General features: G+C 74.5%; 16 protein-coding genes. 6 read left to right on the top strand and 10 right to left on the bottom strand.

The annotated features are described in order from the left end of the window. Nucleotides 1-43: 43 nt before the first annotated feature. Nucleotides 44-1,159 carry a hypothetical protein gene (locus ACFVXK_RS13795; RefSeq protein WP_389611712.1) on the bottom strand — a complete coding sequence of 372 codons (1,116 nt, stop codon included), beginning with the start codon at nt 1,157-1,159 and terminating at the stop codon, nt 44-46. A gap of 211 nt (nt 1,160-1,370) precedes the next feature. Here ACFVXK_RS13795 and ACFVXK_RS13790 point away from each other — a divergent pair, with 211 nt between their 5' ends. Next, the gene (locus ACFVXK_RS13790) at nt 1,371-2,231 is read left to right on the top strand and encodes an esterase/lipase family protein (protein WP_389611711.1); all 861 of its coding nucleotides are present in this window, start codon (nt 1,371-1,373) and stop codon (nt 2,229-2,231) included. Nucleotides 2,232-2,241: 10 nt separating this feature from the next. Here ACFVXK_RS13790 and ACFVXK_RS13785 read toward each other — a convergent pair whose 3' ends face one another. The 3 genes from ACFVXK_RS13785 to ACFVXK_RS13775 form a co-directional block, all read right to left on the bottom strand. Next, nucleotides 2,242-3,279, bottom strand: a complete 1,038-nt coding sequence (locus tag ACFVXK_RS13785; RefSeq protein ID WP_389611710.1) for a lytic polysaccharide monooxygenase — start codon at nt 3,277-3,279, stop codon at nt 2,242-2,244. Nucleotides 3,280-3,502: 223 nt separating this feature from the next. Then, a complete protein-coding gene (locus tag ACFVXK_RS13780) occupies nt 3,503-3,985 on the bottom strand; it encodes a DUF402 domain-containing protein (protein ID WP_389611709.1) in 483 nt (160 codons plus the stop codon). Beyond that, nucleotides 3,982-4,938, bottom strand: coding sequence for a GNAT family N-acetyltransferase (locus ACFVXK_RS13775; protein WP_389611708.1), 957 nt, complete (start codon nt 4,936-4,938; stop codon nt 3,982-3,984). The genes ACFVXK_RS13780 and ACFVXK_RS13775 overlap by 4 nt, the downstream gene beginning before the upstream one ends. A 55-nt stretch (nt 4,939-4,993) precedes the next feature. Between ACFVXK_RS13775 and ACFVXK_RS13770 the strand changes: the two genes are divergently transcribed. After that, nucleotides 4,994-5,383: a GntR family transcriptional regulator gene (locus ACFVXK_RS13770; RefSeq protein ID WP_389611707.1), complete on the top strand. Its 390-nt coding sequence runs from the start codon at nt 4,994-4,996 to the stop codon at nt 5,381-5,383. A gap of 17 nt (nt 5,384-5,400) precedes the next feature. Here ACFVXK_RS13770 and ACFVXK_RS13765 read toward each other — a convergent pair whose 3' ends face one another. Continuing rightward, nucleotides 5,401-6,495 carry a DUF5925 domain-containing protein gene (locus tag ACFVXK_RS13765; RefSeq protein WP_389611706.1) on the bottom strand — a complete coding sequence of 365 codons (1,095 nt, stop codon included), beginning with the start codon at nt 6,493-6,495 and terminating at the stop codon, nt 5,401-5,403. Nucleotides 6,496-6,701: 206 nt separating this feature from the next. On the opposite strand from ACFVXK_RS13765, the gene ACFVXK_RS13760 reads away from it, so the two are divergent. After that, nucleotides 6,702-7,502: an SGNH/GDSL hydrolase family protein gene (locus ACFVXK_RS13760; protein WP_389611731.1), complete on the top strand. Its 801-nt coding sequence runs from the start codon at nt 6,702-6,704 to the stop codon at nt 7,500-7,502. On the opposite strand, the gene ACFVXK_RS13755 is transcribed toward ACFVXK_RS13760, so the two are convergent. Continuing rightward, entirely contained in the window at nt 7,472-9,127 is a 1,656-nt protein-coding gene (locus ACFVXK_RS13755) for a serine/threonine-protein kinase (RefSeq protein WP_389611705.1), read from the bottom strand. The genes ACFVXK_RS13760 and ACFVXK_RS13755 overlap by 31 nt on opposite strands. A 271-nt stretch (nt 9,128-9,398) precedes the next feature. Between ACFVXK_RS13755 and ACFVXK_RS13750 the strand changes: the two genes are divergently transcribed. Continuing rightward, nucleotides 9,399-9,668: a hypothetical protein gene (locus ACFVXK_RS13750; RefSeq protein ID WP_358895053.1), complete on the top strand. Its 270-nt coding sequence runs from the start codon at nt 9,399-9,401 to the stop codon at nt 9,666-9,668. Nucleotides 9,669-9,811: 143 nt separating this feature from the next. On the opposite strand, the gene ACFVXK_RS13745 is transcribed toward ACFVXK_RS13750, so the two are convergent. Continuing rightward, nucleotides 9,812-11,011, bottom strand: a complete 1,200-nt coding sequence (locus ACFVXK_RS13745; RefSeq protein ID WP_389611703.1) for a CaiB/BaiF CoA transferase family protein — start codon at nt 11,009-11,011, stop codon at nt 9,812-9,814. Nucleotides 11,012-11,080: 69 nt separating this feature from the next. After that, on the bottom strand, nt 11,081-12,202 hold the full coding sequence (locus ACFVXK_RS13740; RefSeq protein WP_389611729.1) for a type ISP restriction/modification enzyme: 1,122 nt from the start codon (nt 12,200-12,202) through the stop codon (nt 11,081-11,083). Nucleotides 12,203-12,352: 150 nt separating this feature from the next. Between ACFVXK_RS13740 and ACFVXK_RS13735 the strand changes: the two genes are divergently transcribed. Continuing rightward, on the top strand, nt 12,353-12,523 hold the full coding sequence (locus tag ACFVXK_RS13735) for a hypothetical protein (RefSeq protein ID WP_389611702.1): 171 nt from the start codon (nt 12,353-12,355) through the stop codon (nt 12,521-12,523). A gap of 33 nt (nt 12,524-12,556) precedes the next feature. Here ACFVXK_RS13735 and ACFVXK_RS13730 read toward each other — a convergent pair whose 3' ends face one another. Both ACFVXK_RS13730 and hmgA read right to left on the bottom strand, forming a co-directional pair. Next, entirely contained in the window at nt 12,557-13,306 is a 750-nt protein-coding gene (locus ACFVXK_RS13730) for a GntR family transcriptional regulator (RefSeq protein WP_389611701.1), read from the bottom strand. A 70-nt stretch (nt 13,307-13,376) separates the two neighbouring features. Next, nucleotides 13,377-14,690, bottom strand: coding sequence for a homogentisate 1,2-dioxygenase (gene hmgA / locus ACFVXK_RS13725; RefSeq protein ID WP_389611700.1), 1,314 nt, complete (start codon nt 14,688-14,690; stop codon nt 13,377-13,379). 254 nt (nt 14,691-14,944) lie between these two features. Here hmgA and ACFVXK_RS13720 point away from each other — a divergent pair, with 254 nt between their 5' ends. Beyond that, nucleotides 14,945-17,086, top strand: coding sequence for a right-handed parallel beta-helix repeat-containing protein (locus ACFVXK_RS13720; RefSeq protein ID WP_389611699.1), 2,142 nt, complete (start codon nt 14,945-14,947; stop codon nt 17,084-17,086). Nucleotides 17,087-17,177: the final 91 nt, after the last annotated feature.

Genomic DNA, 17,177 nt, shown 5'->3' with positions numbered 1-17,177 from the left:
ACTTCGGGCGGGCGAAGGGACCCGGACCGGAACCCGGCCCGGGTCAGAGATCGCCCAGCATCAGCCGGGCCGTCTCCGTGCGGAGCGGGGTGGTCTGGGCCTGGATCAGGTGGAACTGGGCCTCGCGGGAGAGCCGGCCCGCGGTGTGCCCGTACTGGACCGCCCGGCCCCCGGCCACCGCCACGCAGGCCGCCGCCGACCGTACGGCCAGGTCCAGGGCGGCGGCCCGCAGCGACAGCCGGGCCCCGGCCCCCTCGCCGGCCGGCAGCTCGTCGCGCAGGGCGTAGGCCTCGGCCCGCAGCCGGGCGGCCTTCTCGGCGAGGCGCAGGCCGAGTTCCTCGTACGGGGCCGAGCGGAGCAGGAAGTCCGCCGTGGCGCGCAGCTGGCCGAAGACGGCCGGCTGGGCGTCGGCGTTCTCCAGGTCGTAGGCCCGGATCCACTCCGCCCGGGGCACCACCCCGAGCACCCGGGAGTCGGGCACGAGGACCCCGCGCAGCTCGACGGAGGCCGTGTGCGTCCCGCCCATCGCCCACAGCGGGGCCTCCTCGACGGTGCTCAGCCCCTCCGTCCCGGCGCCGGGGGCCAGGTCGACCAGGGCGAGGACCGCTTCGTCGGAGCCGGTGACGGCCCCCGCGTACAGGGAGTCGGCCACCCCCCACCCCGTCACCCACGGCATCCGCCCGGCCAGCCGCCACCCGCCCGGCACCCGCACCGCGGTGACGGGCGGGTGCGGGCGGCGCAGGAACGCGTAGCCCGCCGTGGGGCGCAGCTCCCCGCGCACGAGGGCCGGCAGCCGGCTCTCGCGCAGGGCGGCGCCGGCCGGACCGGAGGCCTGGGTGAGGGCCCGGGCGAGCGGGACGTGCTGGGTCCACACGAACCAGGTCGACGGGTCCACCGCCGCCAGCACCTCGTGGACCTCCCGCACCACCTGACGGGACGTGAGGCCGGAAAGCGGCCCCGGTTCGTATCCGATCAGCCCGTACGCCCCGCAGGCGGCGAGCGCGTCCAGGTGCGTGCGCGGCACCCCCTCGGCCGCCGTGCGCTCCGCCCCGGGCCGCAGCACCCGTACGGCGGTCTCCGTGACGGCGGCGACCAGCGGGTCGGCCGCCAGCGCGGGAGGGGTGGCCAGGGCGGTGCCGGCTCCAGGGGCCTCGTGCATGGCGGCGATCACCTCGGGACGGGGGCGGTCCAGGGGCGTCCATCCTTCCCGAGCGGTACTGGAGACACGCTGGACACGCGAGTTTTTACCGACGCGTAACTTCCAAGTCTTGCTACTCGCCCGTAATTTAGCGGCAGCAGCCTCCCTTTGTGATCCGGATCACGGGACGGAACCCCCACGCCATTCCCCTTGACCGCGAGGAGATCACACGATGCTGCCCTGGAGACGCCTGCTCCGCCCGCTGGCCGTCCTCACCCTGGCCGCCGCCGCGCTCGTCGCCCCCACCGGCGCGGCGCAGGCGGCGTCCGCCCCCAGCAGCGGCTGGAACAACTGGTCCTGCAAGCCCTCGGCCGAACACCCCCGCCCGGTCGTCCTCGTCCACGGAACCTTCGGCAACTCCGTCGACAACTGGCTCGGGTTCGCCCCCTACCTGGTCCACCGCGGCTACTGCGTCTACTCCCTCGACTACGGCCAGCTGCCCGGCGTTCCCCTCTTCAACGGGCTCGGCCCCATCGCCACGTCGGCCGGCCAGCTCGACACGTTCGTCGACAAGGTGCTGGCCTCCACCGGCGCACCCAAGGCCGACCTCGTCGGCCACTCCCAGGGCGGCATGATGCCGCGCTACTACCTGAAGTTCCTGGGCGGCGCCGCCAAGGTCAACACCCTCGTCGGCCTCGCCCCCGACAACCACGGCACCACCCTGTCCGGACTCACCCAGCTGCTCCCGTACTTCCCCGGGGCGGCCGACCTGATCAGCACGGCGACCCCGGGGCTGGCCGACCAGATCGTCGGATCGCCCTTCCAGCAGAAGCTCAACGCGGGCGGAGACACCGTCCCCGGCGTCTCCTACACAGTCATCGCGACCAAGTACGACGAGGTGGTCACCCCGTACCGCAGCGGCTTCCTCGACGGACCGAACGTCCGCAACGTGGTCCTGCAGGACCTGTGCCCCCTGGACCTCTCGGAGCACGTGGCCATCGGCCTGACCGACCGGATCGCCTGGCACGAGGCGGTCAACGCCCTCGACCCGGCGCACGCGGAACGGACCACGTGCGCCTCGGTCTTCGACTGACCCCGCCCCGCTAGCGGACGCTGCGGCCCGAGCCCGTCGCCCGGCGGCGGGCCACGGCGAACAGCACGGCCGCACCCACGGCCACCACCCCGGCACCCGCGATGGCGAGCGCCGGGGTGGCGCCGTTCCCGCCGGTCTCCGCGAGGTCCGTACCCTCCTTGCCGCCGGCGGCGGCGGGGGAAGGGGAGGGGGAGGAGACCGGCGCGGCGGCGACCGGGGAGGCGGCGATCGGGGAGGCGGCGCCCGCGCCGTTCGTCTTCGGATCGTTGTCGCCGTGGCCGCCGTGCTCCACGGTGGACTTGCCGGCGCCGTCGGAGATCTGCCCGTCCGTCGGAGCCTTGGGCGGCTCGACGGGAGCGGGCCGCGAGGGCTGCGCGGATCCGCCGCCGGCCGCCGCACCGCCGCCGTCCTTGCCGAAGACCACGTCGGAGCAGGTGTAGAAGGCCTCGGGGCTGTCCGAGCGCTGCCAGATGCTGAAGATCAGGTGCCGGCCGCTCTTGCCGGGCAGGGTCCCGGCGAACACGTAGTCGCCGTTCTGCATGGCCGGGTCGGTGACCTTCGCGAAGGGCGCGGCTTCGAGGTCGGACCACTTCAGCGGCTTCGACGGGTCGTAGCCGTCCTTCGTCACGTACAGCTCGAAGGAGCCCTTGTGCGGGGCGGTCCCCTTGTAGCGGAAGGTGTGCGCTCCGGCCTTCATGGGCGTGGCCGGCCAGTCGGCGCGGGCCAGGTCCAGCCCCTTGTACTTGGGGTTGCCGGCCGAGCAGAGCTGCCCGTCGGGGATCAGCGACCGGCTCTTGCCGGCGGCGTTCGCGATGTTCACCGCGTTCCAGTCGTAGAAGGCCTGCGGGCCGCTCGCCGCGACGGCCGCCTTGCAGGCCGCCGACTTCGGCGCCTCCGGCCCCTCCGCGTAGCAGGCCGCCACCCGGCTGACCGGGTCCGTCATCGACCCGTGGGCGGCCGCCGGAACGGCCGCGTACGCGGCCACCGCGAGCGGGGCCAGACCGGCGGCGGCGATACGGGCGGCGGTGCGGCGGCGGGGTGCGGGCATGGGCGGAACTCCTTCGGGCGCGGGGCGGGGTGCACCAGCGGAACCGGCCGCCGCGCCACCGCCCCACAAGGGTTCCGGCACCGCACCACGACCTCCCTGGCCCGGCCAAGCTAGCCCGCCGCGCACCCCGTTCGACCGCCTTCGAGCCCCACAAGAGGATCCTTAGGCTCCTGTTAAGGAAGCCCTAAGCACCCCCACAGGAACGCCTCCGCGCAAGAGACGCCTAGCGCAGCAGTGCGGCCAGGCCCTCCTCGGAGCGGGCCCGCTCCTCCAGGGCGTCCAGGGCGCGTACCGCCTGGCCCGCCGCCTCGGGGTCGCTCGCGGTCAGGCCGCTCTGCGCGAACTCGTCCTCGTCCAGCCGCAGGACGGTCTTCCCGTCCGCCGACACCCACAGGTCGAGGTCCAGGTCCTCCACGAGGATCCCGCCCTCGCGGACCACGGCCGGACGGGTGACGTCGCAGTACCAGCCCTTCAGGACGCCCGCGCCGCTCCAGACCTCCTTGACCGCGTACCAGCGCGTCCGCCAGAAGTGCTCGACGAACACGTCGCCGGGCTCGAAGCGGACGAACCCGAAGTCCCGTACCCCCTCGGCCGCCCAGGGGGCCCGTACCGAGATCCGGTCGCCGTCGTCGGACAGCTGTGCCGCCGGGTAGGCGATCTTGGTCCGGCCGGCCTTGGTGAGGGTGATGGTCCAGGTGGTGCTCACAGTGCGGGTCCTCCGACCTTCTTCGTGAAACGGGTCTCGGTCGCGCAGATCCGGTATCCGAACCACGCGTTGATGGCGAGCATGGGCTCGTTCCCGGCGTCGTTGCCGGTGAAGGCCTCGGTGTAGCCGGCCGCGCGGGCCCGCCGCAGCGAGTCCGTCTTGGCGAGCTTGGCCAGGCCGCGGCCGCGGAAGGCGCGCCGGGTGCCGGTCATCGCCGAGCCGTAGCGGGTGCGGCCGTCGGTGCGGGCGGCCGAGAACGCGGCCACCTCCCCGTCGACGAGGGCCACCGAGGTCAGCCCGTGGTCGAGGGTCGGGTCGTGCCAGACGCCGTCCAGCCACTCCTGGTAGTCGTCGAGCGAGGCCGGGACGTCGCCCGGCTCGTCGGCCGTGGCCTCGGCGTCGGCCTCGTAGAGCGGCCGGGGGTCGTCGGCGAAGGCGGAGGCCGGGCGCAGCTCCACCCCGGCGGGCAGCTCGTCGGGGAGCGGCGGGAGGGCGGCCGCCGCCAGGTCCAGGCGCAGGAAGTGCGCGGACCGGCTCGGACGGTAGCCGTGCCGCTCGGCGAACGCCCGGTGCGCGGGCTCGTCGAGCACCCAGGCGTACGTGTCCACGGCCCCGTGCGCGGTGAGGTGCGCCTCCGCCGCGCGCAGCAGGGCGGTGCCGGCGCCGCGGGCCCGGTCGGCGGGGTCGACGTAGGCGTTGACGTACGACTGGCCGGGCTCGGGGCTGTCGTGGGCGAGGCCCACCTGGGCGGTGCCCACGACCCGGCCGTCCGCGGACTCGGCGACCAGGAGGCGGAAGCGGGCCTCGGGGTGCGCGGACCCGAGCTCGAAGGCCACGCCGTCCGGGGTGGTGACCAGGAAGGGCAGGGCGGCGCGGCGCACCCGTACGACGGCCTCCACGTCGGCGGGGTCGTCGGGGCGCAGGTCGCGGACGTGCGGGGTGTGGAGGCTCATGGGGCCGACGTTACGGGCGGATCGGCCACCGGCGCCTGCGAATTACAATCGGCCCGTGACCTCGACCAACCCCCTCAGGCTCAGGATCGACGGCGCGGCCGGCTCGGCGGCCCCGTACGAACAGCTGCGCGCGCAGATCGCGGACCAGGCCCGGTCGGGCCGGCTCCCGGCGGGCTTCAAACTGCCGACGGTGCGGGGGCTGGCGGAGGAGCTGGGGCTGGCGGCCAACACCGTGGCGAAGGCGTACCGGGCGCTGGAGGCGGACGGGGTGATCGAGACGCGGGGGCGGAACGGGACGTTCGTCGCGGCGGCGGAGGGTTCCTCGCGGGAGGCCGCCCTCGCCGCGCAGGCGTTCGCGGAACGGGCCCACCGGCTGGGTCTCACGGAGGCGGAGGCCCTCGCCGCGGCCACGGCCGCCCTCCGGGCCCGCTACGCCGCCGAGTAGCCCCGCCCGCGACCCCCTCAGAGGTAGAGGCCCGCCTCCGACTGGGACTGGGCCGGGACGACCGCCGCCGGACCCGTCCCCCGCCGGAGGGCGAAGAGTTCCGCCAGGGTCGCCCCCTCCCGGGACACCCCCTCGTCCGTGCCGAGCCACTCCACCGCCTCCCCGCGCGTCAGCGGGCCGACCTCGATGCGGGCCAGGCAGCGGCCCGGCCGGACCACCGCCGGGTGGAGCCGTTCCAGGTCCTCGTTGGTGGTGACACCGACCAGCACGTTGCGGCCCTGCCCCAGCAGCCCGTCCGTCAGGTTCAGCAGCCGCGACAGCGCCTGCCCCGCGGTGTGCCGCGCCTCGCCGCGGATCAGCTCGTCGCAGTCCTCCAGCAGCAGCAGCCGCCAGCGACCCTTCGCCGTGCCCTCGTCCTCGCCGATCGCGATGTCCATCAGGTAGCCCACGTCGTTGAACAGCCGCTCCGGGTCCAGGACGCAGTCCACCTGGCACCAGTCCCGCCACGACCGCGCCAGCGTCCGCAGCGCGGAGGTCTTCCCCGTCCCCGGCGGCCCGTGCAGCAGCAGCAGGCGGCCCGCGATGTCGTCCGGGGTGATCTTCATCAGCCGGTCCATCGCCGCCGCCACCGGCGCCGTGTAGTTCGGCCGCACCTCCGCCCACGTGCCGGCCGAGATCTGCCGCGTCGTGCGGTACGGGCCCCGGCGCGGGGAGACGTACCAGAAGCCCATCGTGACGTTCTCCGGCTGCGGTTCGGGCTCGTCCTGGGCCCCGTCCGTGGCCTCGCCGAGCACCCGCTGCGCGAGCTCGTCGCTGACCGCGGTGACCGTGACGTCCGCGCCCCGGCTCCAGCGGGAGACCAGGACCGTCCAGCCCTCGCCCTCGGCGAGCGTGGCGCTGCGGTCGGTGTCGCGCGCCGAGCGGAGCACGGTGGCCCGCGGGGGCAGCAGCGTCGCCTCCGCCTTCACCCGCTCGATGGTGACGCTCTGCGCGTACGGCTGCTCGCCGGTCGCGAACCGGCCGAGGAAGAGCGCGTCGACGACGTCCGACGGTGAGTCACTGTCGTCCACGTGGAGCCGGATCGGCAGCGCGTCATGCGGGTCTGCTGGCATGGCGCCCATGATCCGGCACGAACTGACCTCCCGCACCCGTGTTTCGCCGGATCGGGTGCCCAAGTTCCCTCTTCAAACCCATCGGTCGTGAAGATTGGGCCGCCAACCCCGCCCCGAAAATTCTTGGCATGAACACTTCCGGCCATCCCCGGCTGCTTGTACCACGGACTGAGGAGTAACCCCCACAAGGAGCCGCACACATGAGCATGAGACTGTCGCGCTTCGCCGCCCTCACCTCCTCCCTGTTGCTCGCCGCCGGAGCCGCCCTCCTCGGTGCCGGCCAGGCCTCCGCCCAGGCCGACTTCGGCTACGTCGCCCTCGGAGACTCGTACTCCTCCGGCGTCGGCGCCGGGAACTACGACTCCGCCAGCGGCAACTGCAAGCGCACCACCCGCGCCTACCCGGCCCTGTGGGCCGCCGCCCACGCCCCGCAGACCTTCTCCTTCACCGCCTGTTCCGGTGCCCGTACGGGTGATGTGATCTCCGGTCAGCTCGGCCCGCTCAACTCGGGTACCGACCTGGTCAGCATCACCATCGGCGGCAACGACGCCGGCTTCTCCGACGTGATGACGACCTGCGTCCTGCAGTCCGAATCCACCTGTGTCAACCGCGTCAACCAGGCCAAGGCGTACGTCGACTCCACCCTCCCCGGCCAGCTCGACCAGGTCTACAACGCCATCCGCGGCCGCGCGCCCTCCGCCAAGGTGGTCGTCCTCGGCTATCCCCGCTTCTACCAGCTGAACGGGAGCTGCGTCGCCGGTCTCACCGAGGGCGAGCGCTCCGCCATCAACGGCGCCTCCGACTACCTCAACGCGGCCATCGCCAAACGCGCCGCCGACCACGGCTTCACCTTCGCCTCGGTCGTCGGCGCCTTCACCGGGCACGAGATCTGCTCCGGAGACGCCTGGCTGCACAGCGTCAACTGGACCAACATCGGCGAGTCGTACCACCCCACCGCAGCCGGACAGTCCGGCGGCTACCTCCCGGTGTTCAGCGGCAAGGCCTGAGGGCCGGTCACCGGGCTCCCCGCCGGCGTCGGCCCCCCGGGTGCCGGCGCCGGCGTCCCCGAGGGCGAACCCGAGGGGCGCGGGGGAGCGGGGGAGGAGGCCCCGGCCGTCGGGGTCTCCTCCGCGCACGCCACGGAGAACTCCATCCAGGGCGAGGTCTTCAGCTGCGGCGCGCGCACCTCGAGCCGTACCGAGTCCTGCACGTTCCCGCCCGCCGCCTTCCCCACGGGCTCGTCGTGGTTCAGCTGACGGGTCCGGGCCCCGCCCTCCTCGTACGTGATGCTCTGCCACGGCGCCGTGGACGTGGAGCCGTCGAGCCTGGCCCAGCGGTACTCCACCACGGCGGGCAGCACGGCCACCTCGATGGTGGCGGTGAACGAGGGCGTGCCCGTCGCCGGCGGCGGGCAGCTCCCCGCGTAGGCGGCGCGCAGGGCGTGCGCGTACAGCGTGACGTTCTGCGCGGGCCCGCTGGTCGCGGACCCGGACGGGGAGGCCGGCTGCGAGGCCGGCGCGGACGCGGACGGCGAGGGCCGCTGCGTCGCGGCGGGGGCCCCGCCCGCCCCGCTCCCGCCCCCGGTGTCGCGCACCAGCAGCCACACCAGCAGGGCCAGTACCGCCAGCAGCGCGAGGATGCCGACGGTCAGCACCACGCCGGCCCCGCTCCCCCGCTCCGGCTCCGGCGGGAGCGGCGCCGAGGGGACCGGCACCGTCCCGCGGTCCCCCTGGTACGGTCCGGCCGCCACCGTCGGCGCCGCCGGATCCCACACCGGCCCGCCCGGGTCCCGTACGGCGCCGCCCGCGCCGATGATCCGCAGCATCCGGGCGGCCTCCGCCGGGGACAGCCGCGCGGCCGGGTCCTTGCGCAGCAGCCCCTCCAGCACGGGCTCCAGCGGCCCGGCCCGGCGCGCCGGGGGCGGCTCGGCGTCCACCACGGCCTCCAGGGTGGCCACCGGGGTGTCCCGCAGGAAGGGCGAGACCCCCTCCACGGCGGCGTACAGCATCACCCCGAGCGACCACAGGTCCGACTCCGGGCCGGGCTCGTGCCCCAACGCCCGTTCCGGCGCGAGGTATTCGGGGGAGCCCAGCACCTCGCCGGTCATCGTGAGCGGCGCGGCGCCCGCGAGGCTCGCGATCCCGAAGTCGCTCAGCACCACCCGCCCGTCGTTGGCGACCAGCACGTTGGCGGGCTTCACGTCCCGGTGCAGCACCCCGGCGTCGTGCGCCGAGCGCAGCGCCGCCAGCACCTGCTCGCCCAGGTGCGCGGTCCGCTGCGGGGTCATCGGCCCCTCGCCCTCCAGCACCTCCGCCAGCGAGAGCCCGCGCACCAGCTCCATCACGATCCACGGCCGGCCCTCCTCGGAGGCCACGTCGTAGACGGTGACCACCCCGCGGTGCGAGACCCGGGCGGCGGCCCAGGCCTCCCGCTCCAGCCGCCGGTACAGCCGCGCCGCCTCGGCCGCGTCCAGCCCGGCGGGGGCGCGCACCTCCTTGACGGCGACCTCCCGCCCCAGCACCTCGTCGCGGGCCCGCCACACCACGCCCATGCCGCCGCGGCCCAGCGGACCGAGCAGCCGGTACCGCCCGGCGATGACACGCCCGGACTCCACGCCTTCGTCCGCACTCACGCGATTCCCCCTCGAGTCACCGGGTGATCACTCCAAGTTAGCGCAGTGGAGCTCCGGTGGCCCCCGTCGTGACGACACTCCGCACGGTGCTCACCGAGCGTGTTCCCAAGTGCCGCACCTCGTACGGAGAGTGACGGTCGACTCCGCTGAGTAATCGTCAACTACCCGTACTCACAGGGGTAATTCACACCACCGGGATACCCGAGGACATAGCGCAGGCGATAGGGTTACCCTGCCCGGGCCGGGTGCCTTCGTACGGGTGGGGAGAGACATGGAACAGATAACGATGCGCAGCAGGCCGCCCCGCGTGCCTGCCATCACCTGCGGGAGCAGCGCGACCAGCTCGCGCCTCGACCGCCACCTCGCCGTGCTGGGCGGTCCCGCCGTCCCGCGCCACGACGTGGCCGAGGCGACCCTGCTGATGCGCGAGCTCACCTCGCGCGACCACACCCACGTCCAGCGGAGCCGGAGCGCGCGCGTCGCGCTGTTCGCACCGCTGCGCAGGCTGCGGCGCACCCTCTTCGGCAGCCGTCGCGCCTGACCGCTCCCGGCGACCGTCCCCGAAGCGCAGCCGGCCCGTCCGGCTGCACCCCGGCCCCGTCCCCTTCACCCGGCGTCCTCCGGCGCACGCAGCGCCGGAGCCACCGACGTACCGGCGCCCCGGCTTCCCGGCGCACCCCGGCCTCAGGCGATCACACCGTCCCCGCGCAGCTCCGCGATGCGCGCGTCCGTCATCCCCAGGTCGCGCAGCAGCGTGTCGGTGTGCTCGCCGAGCGCGGGCACCGCTCCCATCACCGCCTCCGGTCCACCCGGCAGCCCGATCGGCGGCAGCAGGGCCCGCAGCGGGCCCGCCGGTGAACCCACCTCCCGCCAGCGGTCCCGTGCCGCCAGCTGCGGGTGCCCGGCCAGCTGCGCCACCGAGTTGAGCCGCGCACAGGCGATGCCGGCCGCCTCCAGCCGCTCCACCGCCTCCTCGGCCGAGAGCTTGCCGAGCACCCCGGCCACCACCGCGTCCGTCTCCTCCCGCCCCCGGGTACGGGCCGCGTTCGTCGCGAACGCCGGATCGGCGGCCAGCTCCGGCCGGTCCAGCACCTCCCGGGCCAGCCGGCCCCACTCGCGGTCGTTCTGCACCGACAGCAGCACCCGGTCCCCGTCGGCCGTCGCGTACGCGTCGTACGGCGCGATCACCGTGTGCGCCAGTCCCGTCCGCACCGGCTGCTCCCCGCCGTGCAGCGTGTGGTGCAGCGGATGCCCCATCCACTCGGCCAGCGACTCCAGCATCGAGATCTCCACCGGCCCGCCGCGTCCCGTCGTCCCGCGCCGCAGCAGCGCCGCCAGCACCCCCGAGAAGGCGTACATGGCGGCCGCGATGTCGGCCGCCGGGATCCCCGCCTTCACCGGCCGCTCCGGGGTCCCGGTCACCGACACCAGCCCCGCCTCGCACTGCACGAGCATGTCGTAGGCCCGCTTGTGGGCGTACGGGCCCCCGACGCCGTAGCCGGAGACGTCCACGGCCACCAGCCGCGGGTAGCGGGCGCACAGCGCGGCCGCGTCCAGCCCGAGCCGGGCGGCCGCGCCCTGCGCGAGGTTCTGCACGAACACGTCGGCCCCGCCGAGCAGGGCGTGCAGCACCTCCAGCCCGCGCGGGTCCTTCAGGTCCAGCGCGAGGGACTCCTTGCCCCGGTTGGCCCAGACGAAATGCGAGGCCAGCCCCCGGGCGGCGGTGTCGTAGGCCCGGGCGAAGTCACCGCCGTCGGGACGCTCCACCTTGATCACCCGGGCGCCGAGATCGGCGAGCTGCCGGGTGGCGAAGGGGGCGGAGACGGCCTGCTCGACGGCGACGACGGTGAGACCGGCCAGGGGGAGGGGTTCGGTGGCTGCCATGGGCCCTGCCTACCGCGTGGGAGCGGGGTCTGTCACCCCCTCGCCGCGGCGGCCGGGGCGATCAGGGGCTCACAGCAGGGCGAACTGGCCCCCCGGGCCCTCCTCCTGGTGGTCCAGGACCGACGCCGGGCGGCGCGACCAGCGGGGCGGCGGCAGCACTCCGGCGGCCGCCAGCTCGGCCCGCGGGAGCCGCGGCCCGGGGGTGAACGCCGCCCGCTCCGGTGCCAGATCGGCCAGCAGGGCCAGGGTGGTCACCAGCGCGAGCAGCTCCGAGGTCCACGCCTGCGGCCACTCGGCCGGGCCGAACCCCTCCAGGCCCCGAGCCTCCGGCTCCCGGTGCGCGCCGCGGGCGGCGAACCAGGAGTCCAGCACCCGCACGCCCTGCGCCTCGTACTCCCACGCCCCGGCCGGGACGGGGGAGACGGCGCCGTCCCCGATGGACAGCGTCTCGGTCTCCGGGTCGTACCCGAGCTCCCGCGGCCAGGCCGTCACCGCCGCCCGGACGTACGGCCGCCGTCCGCCGGGCAGCCGCGGCGGCTCCCCGCCGCGCGCCCCGCGCAGCTGGACGGTGAGCAGCCGGTGGCCCAGGTCCAGCCCGGCCCGCCAGCGCTCGGGGTCGGCGGTGAGCGGGACCTCGTACCCGTGGGGCCCGGGGCGGCCGGCGGCGAGGATCCAGCAGAGCACGTCCTCCGGGGTGACCCAGCCGCCGTAGCGCCCGCCCAGCAGGGACGCCAGGCCCGGCGCGAGGTTCGCCTCGGCGCCACCCGGGCGCCGGTGCAGCGGGCGGATCCGGCCGAGCCGGCCGGCCGGGAGGTGGGCGGTGACCAGCAGGCCCGGGTGCTCCAGCAGGAACAGCTGCTGTCCGTCCAGGACCCGCCACAGCTCGGGGCGGGCCGCGTCGATCAGCCGCTGGTCGGGCAGCAGCCACTGCTCGTCGAAGGGCGCGCGGAGCACCCGTACGGGGTCCGGGAAGGGGCCGGGGTCGTCGGCGAAGCGGGAGGTGGCCGAGCGCTGCCCCGGCAGGGCGGCCGCACCGGCGGAGGGCGTACGGGCCCGGCTCGGGCGGAACAGCCGCTCGCGCTCCGGCCCTTCGGCCCCGGTCAGGGCCGTCCAGCGGGCGCGCAGCGTGGCCGGATCGGGGGCCGCGACCCAGGCGCGGCCCAGGCGCAGGCCGCTCACGGACCAGGGCATCAGATCGTCCAGCAGGGGTACGTCTTCGCTCACCCGGCAGATGGTAGCGACGGGCGGCCGGGGCCGGGCCGTGTCCCGGCCGAAGCGTTACGCTCCCTATGTAGGCGTCCGTCACGTACGTACGCATCCGTACCGACCGAGGAGTCGGCCATGAGTCAGTACGACGAGTATTCGACCCCCTCGCAGGCCGAGGGCGAGCGGCTCGACGAGGACATGGACGAGAAGCAGTTCCAGCAGAGCCACCACGCCCGGACGGTGCGCACCACCCCCTCGCAGGCCGAGGGCGAGCGCGCGACCGAGGAGAACGAGCAGCAGAAGTAGGCCGCGGCCGGCGCGGCCGGCGCGGCCGTCCGCTCAGGGTGCGTCGACGGTGACCGTGAAGGAGAACCGGTCGCCCCGGTAGCGGATCCGGGCCACGTCGACGACCCGCCCGTCCTCCCCGTACGTCACGCCCGTGTAGTGCAGGATCGGGCTCAGCAGCGGCACCCGGAGCAGCTCGGCCGTCTCCGGGTCGGCCAGCCGCGCCTCGACGGTGTCCGTGATCCGGCTGATCCGCACGCCGACCACGTCACGCAGCACCTTGGTCATCGGCCAGCGCTCCAGGTCGGCGAGGTCCACCGCCTCGGCGAGCTCGGGGCGCACCGCGTTCTCCGCCCAGTTCGTCGGCTCCCCGCTCTGGCCGTCGCGCCGCAGGCGTCGGTAGGTGACCACCTCCGGCAGGTCCGGGAAGTGCTCCAGCAGCTCCCCGGACACCGGCGTCCGCTCGTGCCCGAGGACCGTCGTCGCCTCGCCCGACTGCTGGGCCACGATCGCGTCGACCGAGCCCAGCAGCCGCACCGGGGCGCTGCGGCGGGCGCCCGGCTCGATGAACGTGCCGCGCCGCCGGTGCCGGCTGATGAGTCCCTCGCCCTCGAGCTCCTTGAGTGCCTGGCGCATCGTCAGCACGCTCACCCCGTAGTGCTCGGCGAGCTGCTCCTCGGTCGGCAGGCGCAGCGAGGCGTCCGGGGTGCGGCCGAGTATCGAGGCGCGGAGCGACTGGGACACCTGGTACCAGAGGGGAAGCTTCCGGTTCAGTACCAGGGAGTCGGGGGCGAAGGCGGTCACGGGTGGTTCTCCGTACGGGCTGGCGTCCCGGTCGGGGCGGCAGGCTGAGCGGTGCGGGGGCAGGGGAATACTAGGCGCGGAAGTGCCGCTCGAGACCCTCCCAGACGTCGTCGTATCCGCGCTGGAGGTGGTCGGCGCCGGCCGCCTGGGCGGTGGCGGTGATCGGCCAGCGGGTCTCGAACATGAAGGCCAGGCCGTCGTCGATCTTCTGCGGCTTCAGCTCGGCGGCGCTGGCCTTGTCGAAGGTCTCCCGGTCGGGTCCGTGCGCGGACATCATGTTGTGCAGCGAACCGCCGCCGGGGACGAAGCCCTCGGCCTTGGCGTCGTAGGCCCCCTCGATCAGGCCCATGTACTCGCTCATCACGTTGCGGTGGAAGTACGGCGGGCGGAAGGTGTCCTCGCCGACCAGCCAGCGCGGGGCGAAGACGACGAAGTCCACGCCCGCCAGGCCCGGGGTGTCGGAGGGCGAGGTCAGGACCGTGAAGATGGACGGGTCGGGGTGGTCGTAGCTGATGGTGCCGATGACGTTGAACTTCCGCAGGTCGTAGACGTACGGGACGTGCGTGCCGTGCCAGGCGACCACGTCGAGCGGGGAGTGGTCGTAGGTCGCGGTCCAGAGGTTGCCGCAGAACTTGTTGACCACCTCGGTCGGGCGCTCGCTGTCCTCGTACGCGGCGACCGGCGCGCGGAAGTCACGGGCGGCGGCCAGGCCGTTGGCGCCGATCGGGCCCAGGTCCGGCAGCTCGAAGGGCTGGCCGTAGTTCTCGCAGACGTAGCCGCGCGCGTCGCCGTCCAGCAGCTCGACGCGGAAGCGGACGCCGCGCGGGATCAGCGCCACCTCGCCGGGGCCGGCGGACAGCAGGCCGAGCTCGGTGCGCAGCAGCAGGCCGCCGCGCTCGGGGACGATCAGCAGCTCGCCGTCGGAGTCGCTGAACACCCGGTCGGTCATGTCGGCGTTGGCGGAGTAGAGGTGGACGGCCATGCCGGTGCGCTGGGTGGCGTCGCCGTTGCCGCCGAGGGTCCACAGGCCGGCCAGGAAGTCGGTGCCGGGGGCCGGGTCGGGCAGCGGGTTCCAGCGCAGCCGGTTGGGGTCCGGGACGGTCTCGGTGAAGGGGCCGGTGCGCAGGCCGCCGTTGTCGGTGCGGGTGAAGGCCGGGTGGGCGGCGGAGGGGCGGATGCGGTAGAGCCAGGAGCGGCGGTTGTGGCGGCGGGGCTCGGTGAAGGCGCTGCCGCTGAGCTGCTCGGCGTAGAGGCCGAGGGGGGCGCGCTGGGGGGAGTTGCGGCCGAGCGGGAGGGCGCCGGGCACGGCCTCCGAGCTGTGCTCGTTGCCGAAGCCGGTGAGGTACTCCAGCGCCTGCGCCGTCTTCCTGGCCTGCTCGCTCATGGGGGCTGCTCCCGCTCCGTCGAAGGAATCCTATGGTCGACAGTAGGATTCCGTGCCGCGCACGTCAACGCCGTCTTTCCGGCCAGGGCCGCCGGGGGCGCTCGCGGGCCGGGCTCCGGGCCGGGCTCCGGGCGGGCTCCGGGGCCGGGATCCGGGCGGGGATCCAGCCGGGCTCCGGGGCCGGGATCCGGGCCGGGCCCGGGTTCGTGCGCGGGGGGATCCAAAAAGATGAACAATGCTCTACTCTCTCGCGCATGTCGTGGACCCGCAGGTTCCCTGCCGTGCCGGCGGCGCTCCTCGCCGCCCTCCTCGCGCTCCTGTCCCTCCTCGCCGCCGCGCCCGAAGCCCGCGCGCACGAGGAGCGCCCCGTCACCCTCCCCGACGGCTCCGGCTCGGTCCCGCTCTACCGCGCGGCCGAGCCCGACCTGCTGGTCTGCAAGACCGACCGGGCCGACTTCGAACGCCGGACCGCGGGCTTCCCCGAGCAGCTCAGACAGCGCAACCTCACCCTCTACGAGCGCTGCCAGGCGGGTGGGTACCGCCACCTCCAGGAAGCCGTGGACGCCGTCGACCGGCCGGGCATGAACATCGCGATCCTCCCCGGCCTCTACGAGGAGGAGCCCTCGCTGCCCCTGCCCGAGGGGGAGTGCGCACACCTCAAGGCCCCCGATTCGGCGCTCGGCTACCAGATCCTGTCCTACGAGCAGCAGGTGCGGTGCCGCCACAACCAGAACCTCGTCGCGATCCTCGGCAAGAAGGACCTGCAGATCGAGGGGACCGGAGCTGCCCGCACGGACGTCGTCATCGACGCCAAGTACCAGAAGCTGAACGCCATCCGCGCCGACGGGTCCGACGGCGTCTACTTCCGCAACTTCACCGCGCAGCGCACCACCTTCAACTCCCTGTACGTGCTCGCGGCCGACGGCTTCGTCATCGACGACGTACTGACCCGCTGGAACGACGAGTACGGCTTCCTGACCTTCGCCAGCGACCACGGGCTCTACAAGAACTGCGAGTCCTACGGCAACGGCGACTCCGGCATCTACCCCGGCAGCGCCTCGAACATCAACGACGGCCGCGGCTACGACGTGCCCCGCTACTCCATCGAGATCACCGGCTGCCGCAGCCACCACAACATGGTCGGCTACTCCGGCACCGCTGGGGACTCCGTCCACGTCCACGACAACGAGTTCGACCAGAACATGGGCGGCGCCTCGATGGACAGCGCCTTCCCCGGCCACCCCGGCCTCCCGCAGAACCACGCCCGCTTCGAGCGGAACCTGATCCACGACAACAACGCCGACTACTACCACTACGTCGCCGACGGCACCTGCGCCAAGCCGCCCGTCGCGCGCGGCTACGAGCAGGGGGTGGTCTGCCCGCAGATCTCCATGCCGCCGGGAACCGGCATCATCACCGCGGGCGGCAACTGGAACGTCTACGAGAACAACTGGGTCTACGGGCACCGGCGCGCCGGCTTCTTCCTCAGCGCGGTGCCGGCCTTCATCCGCGGCGAGGAGAAGTGGTCCAAGCAGACCGACACCTCCCACCACAACCGTTACGCGGGCAACGTCCTCGGCAAGGACAGGTCCGGCGCCTCCCGCCCCAACGGCAGCGATGTGTGGTGGGACGGCCAGGGCCGCGGGAACTGCTGGCAGGACGGCCCCGACGGCTCCACCCCCGGCACGCTCCCGCAGTGCGGCGCCGCGCGCGGCCAGGTCAGCGGCGCCTCGGCACGGCTCGTGGGCGAACCGGTCAAGCTGACCCAGCTGCTGGTCTGCGCCGACTACAACGTCCAGGCCCGCAGGCTCCCGGCCGGCTGCGACTGGTACGGGGCCCGGGGCCTGGAGCGCGTCGAGACCCAGATCGCCCTCGCGGTGGCGGCGGTCCTGCTGCTGGTCGGCGGAGTCCTGTGGGGCCGCCGCCTGCGGCGCTCCCGGCTGGGCACGGCCGCCGCCCTGCTGGGCCTGGCCGGCCTGGCCCTGGACGTCGCCGGCTCCACGACGCCCCTGACCCACACCCCCGTCCCCGCCCTCGCCCTGCTCCTGCTCGGCCTGTGCTGGACCGGCGCCGGTCTGGCCCTGCGCCGTGAACGGCCCTGGCTGGCCCGCCTCACCCTGCTCCTGGGCGCCCTGACCCTGCTCGACGCCTTCGACAAGGCCGTGCTGATGATCCCCTGGATCCCGCTGAGCCCCGCCTGGATCCGGAGCCTGGTCGCGGTGGTGTGGGTGCTGTGGGCGGTCGTGGCCTCCGCCCGCCCCGGCCCGCCCGCCCCCACCCACCCCGGCAGCCCGCCCGAACCCACGTCCGGCGACCGCACCCCCGTCCCCACGTCCCCGGACGCCACGCCCGCACCCTCGAACCCGGCCCCGTCCCCCGACGGGACCGCCGCATGACCCCCACCGCGCGGACCCCGGCCCGCCCGGCCGACCGGCGGCGGGCCCCGTCCCGGCGGCTCACCCCCCCCCCGCCGCGACGGGCCAGCTC

The sequence above is a fragment of the Streptomyces sp. NPDC058157 genome (assembly GCF_042884105.1).
GTDB lineage: Bacteria > Actinomycetota > Actinomycetes > Streptomycetales > Streptomycetaceae > Streptomyces.
The sequence above is the reverse complement of the archived record's forward strand: the minus strand, read 5'-3'. Positions and strand labels throughout refer to the sequence as shown.

Bases quoted from the DNA above. Each gene is read 5' to 3' on its own strand.
- ACFVXK_RS13745 (WP_389611703.1), bottom strand. From the start codon at position 11,011: ATGGCAGCCACCGAACCCCTCCCCCTGGCCGGTCTCACCGTCGTCGCC.
- ACFVXK_RS13720 (WP_389611699.1), top strand. From the start codon at position 14,945: ATGTCGTGGACCCGCAGGTTCCCTGCCGTGCCGGCGGCGCTCCTCGCC.
- ACFVXK_RS13775 (WP_389611708.1), bottom strand. From the start codon at position 4,938: ATGAGCCTCCACACCCCGCACGTCCGCGACCTGCGCCCCGACGACCCC.
- ACFVXK_RS13740 (WP_389611729.1), bottom strand. From the start codon at position 12,202: ATGCCCTGGTCCGTGAGCGGCCTGCGCCTGGGCCGCGCCTGGGTCGCG.
- ACFVXK_RS13735 (WP_389611702.1), top strand. From the start codon at position 12,353: ATGAGTCAGTACGACGAGTATTCGACCCCCTCGCAGGCCGAGGGCGAG.
- ACFVXK_RS13790 (WP_389611711.1), top strand. From the start codon at position 1,371: ATGCTGCCCTGGAGACGCCTGCTCCGCCCGCTGGCCGTCCTCACCCTG.
- hmgA (WP_389611700.1), bottom strand. From the start codon at position 14,690: ATGAGCGAGCAGGCCAGGAAGACGGCGCAGGCGCTGGAGTACCTCACC.
- ACFVXK_RS13765 (WP_389611706.1), bottom strand. From the start codon at position 6,495: ATGCCAGCAGACCCGCATGACGCGCTGCCGATCCGGCTCCACGTGGAC.
- ACFVXK_RS13795 (WP_389611712.1), bottom strand. From the start codon at position 1,159: ATGCACGAGGCCCCTGGAGCCGGCACCGCCCTGGCCACCCCTCCCGCG.
- ACFVXK_RS13750 (WP_358895053.1), top strand. From the start codon at position 9,399: ATGGAACAGATAACGATGCGCAGCAGGCCGCCCCGCGTGCCTGCCATC.
- ACFVXK_RS13785 (WP_389611710.1), bottom strand. From the start codon at position 3,279: ATGCCCGCACCCCGCCGCCGCACCGCCGCCCGTATCGCCGCCGCCGGT.
- ACFVXK_RS13760 (WP_389611731.1), top strand. From the start codon at position 6,702: ATGAGACTGTCGCGCTTCGCCGCCCTCACCTCCTCCCTGTTGCTCGCC.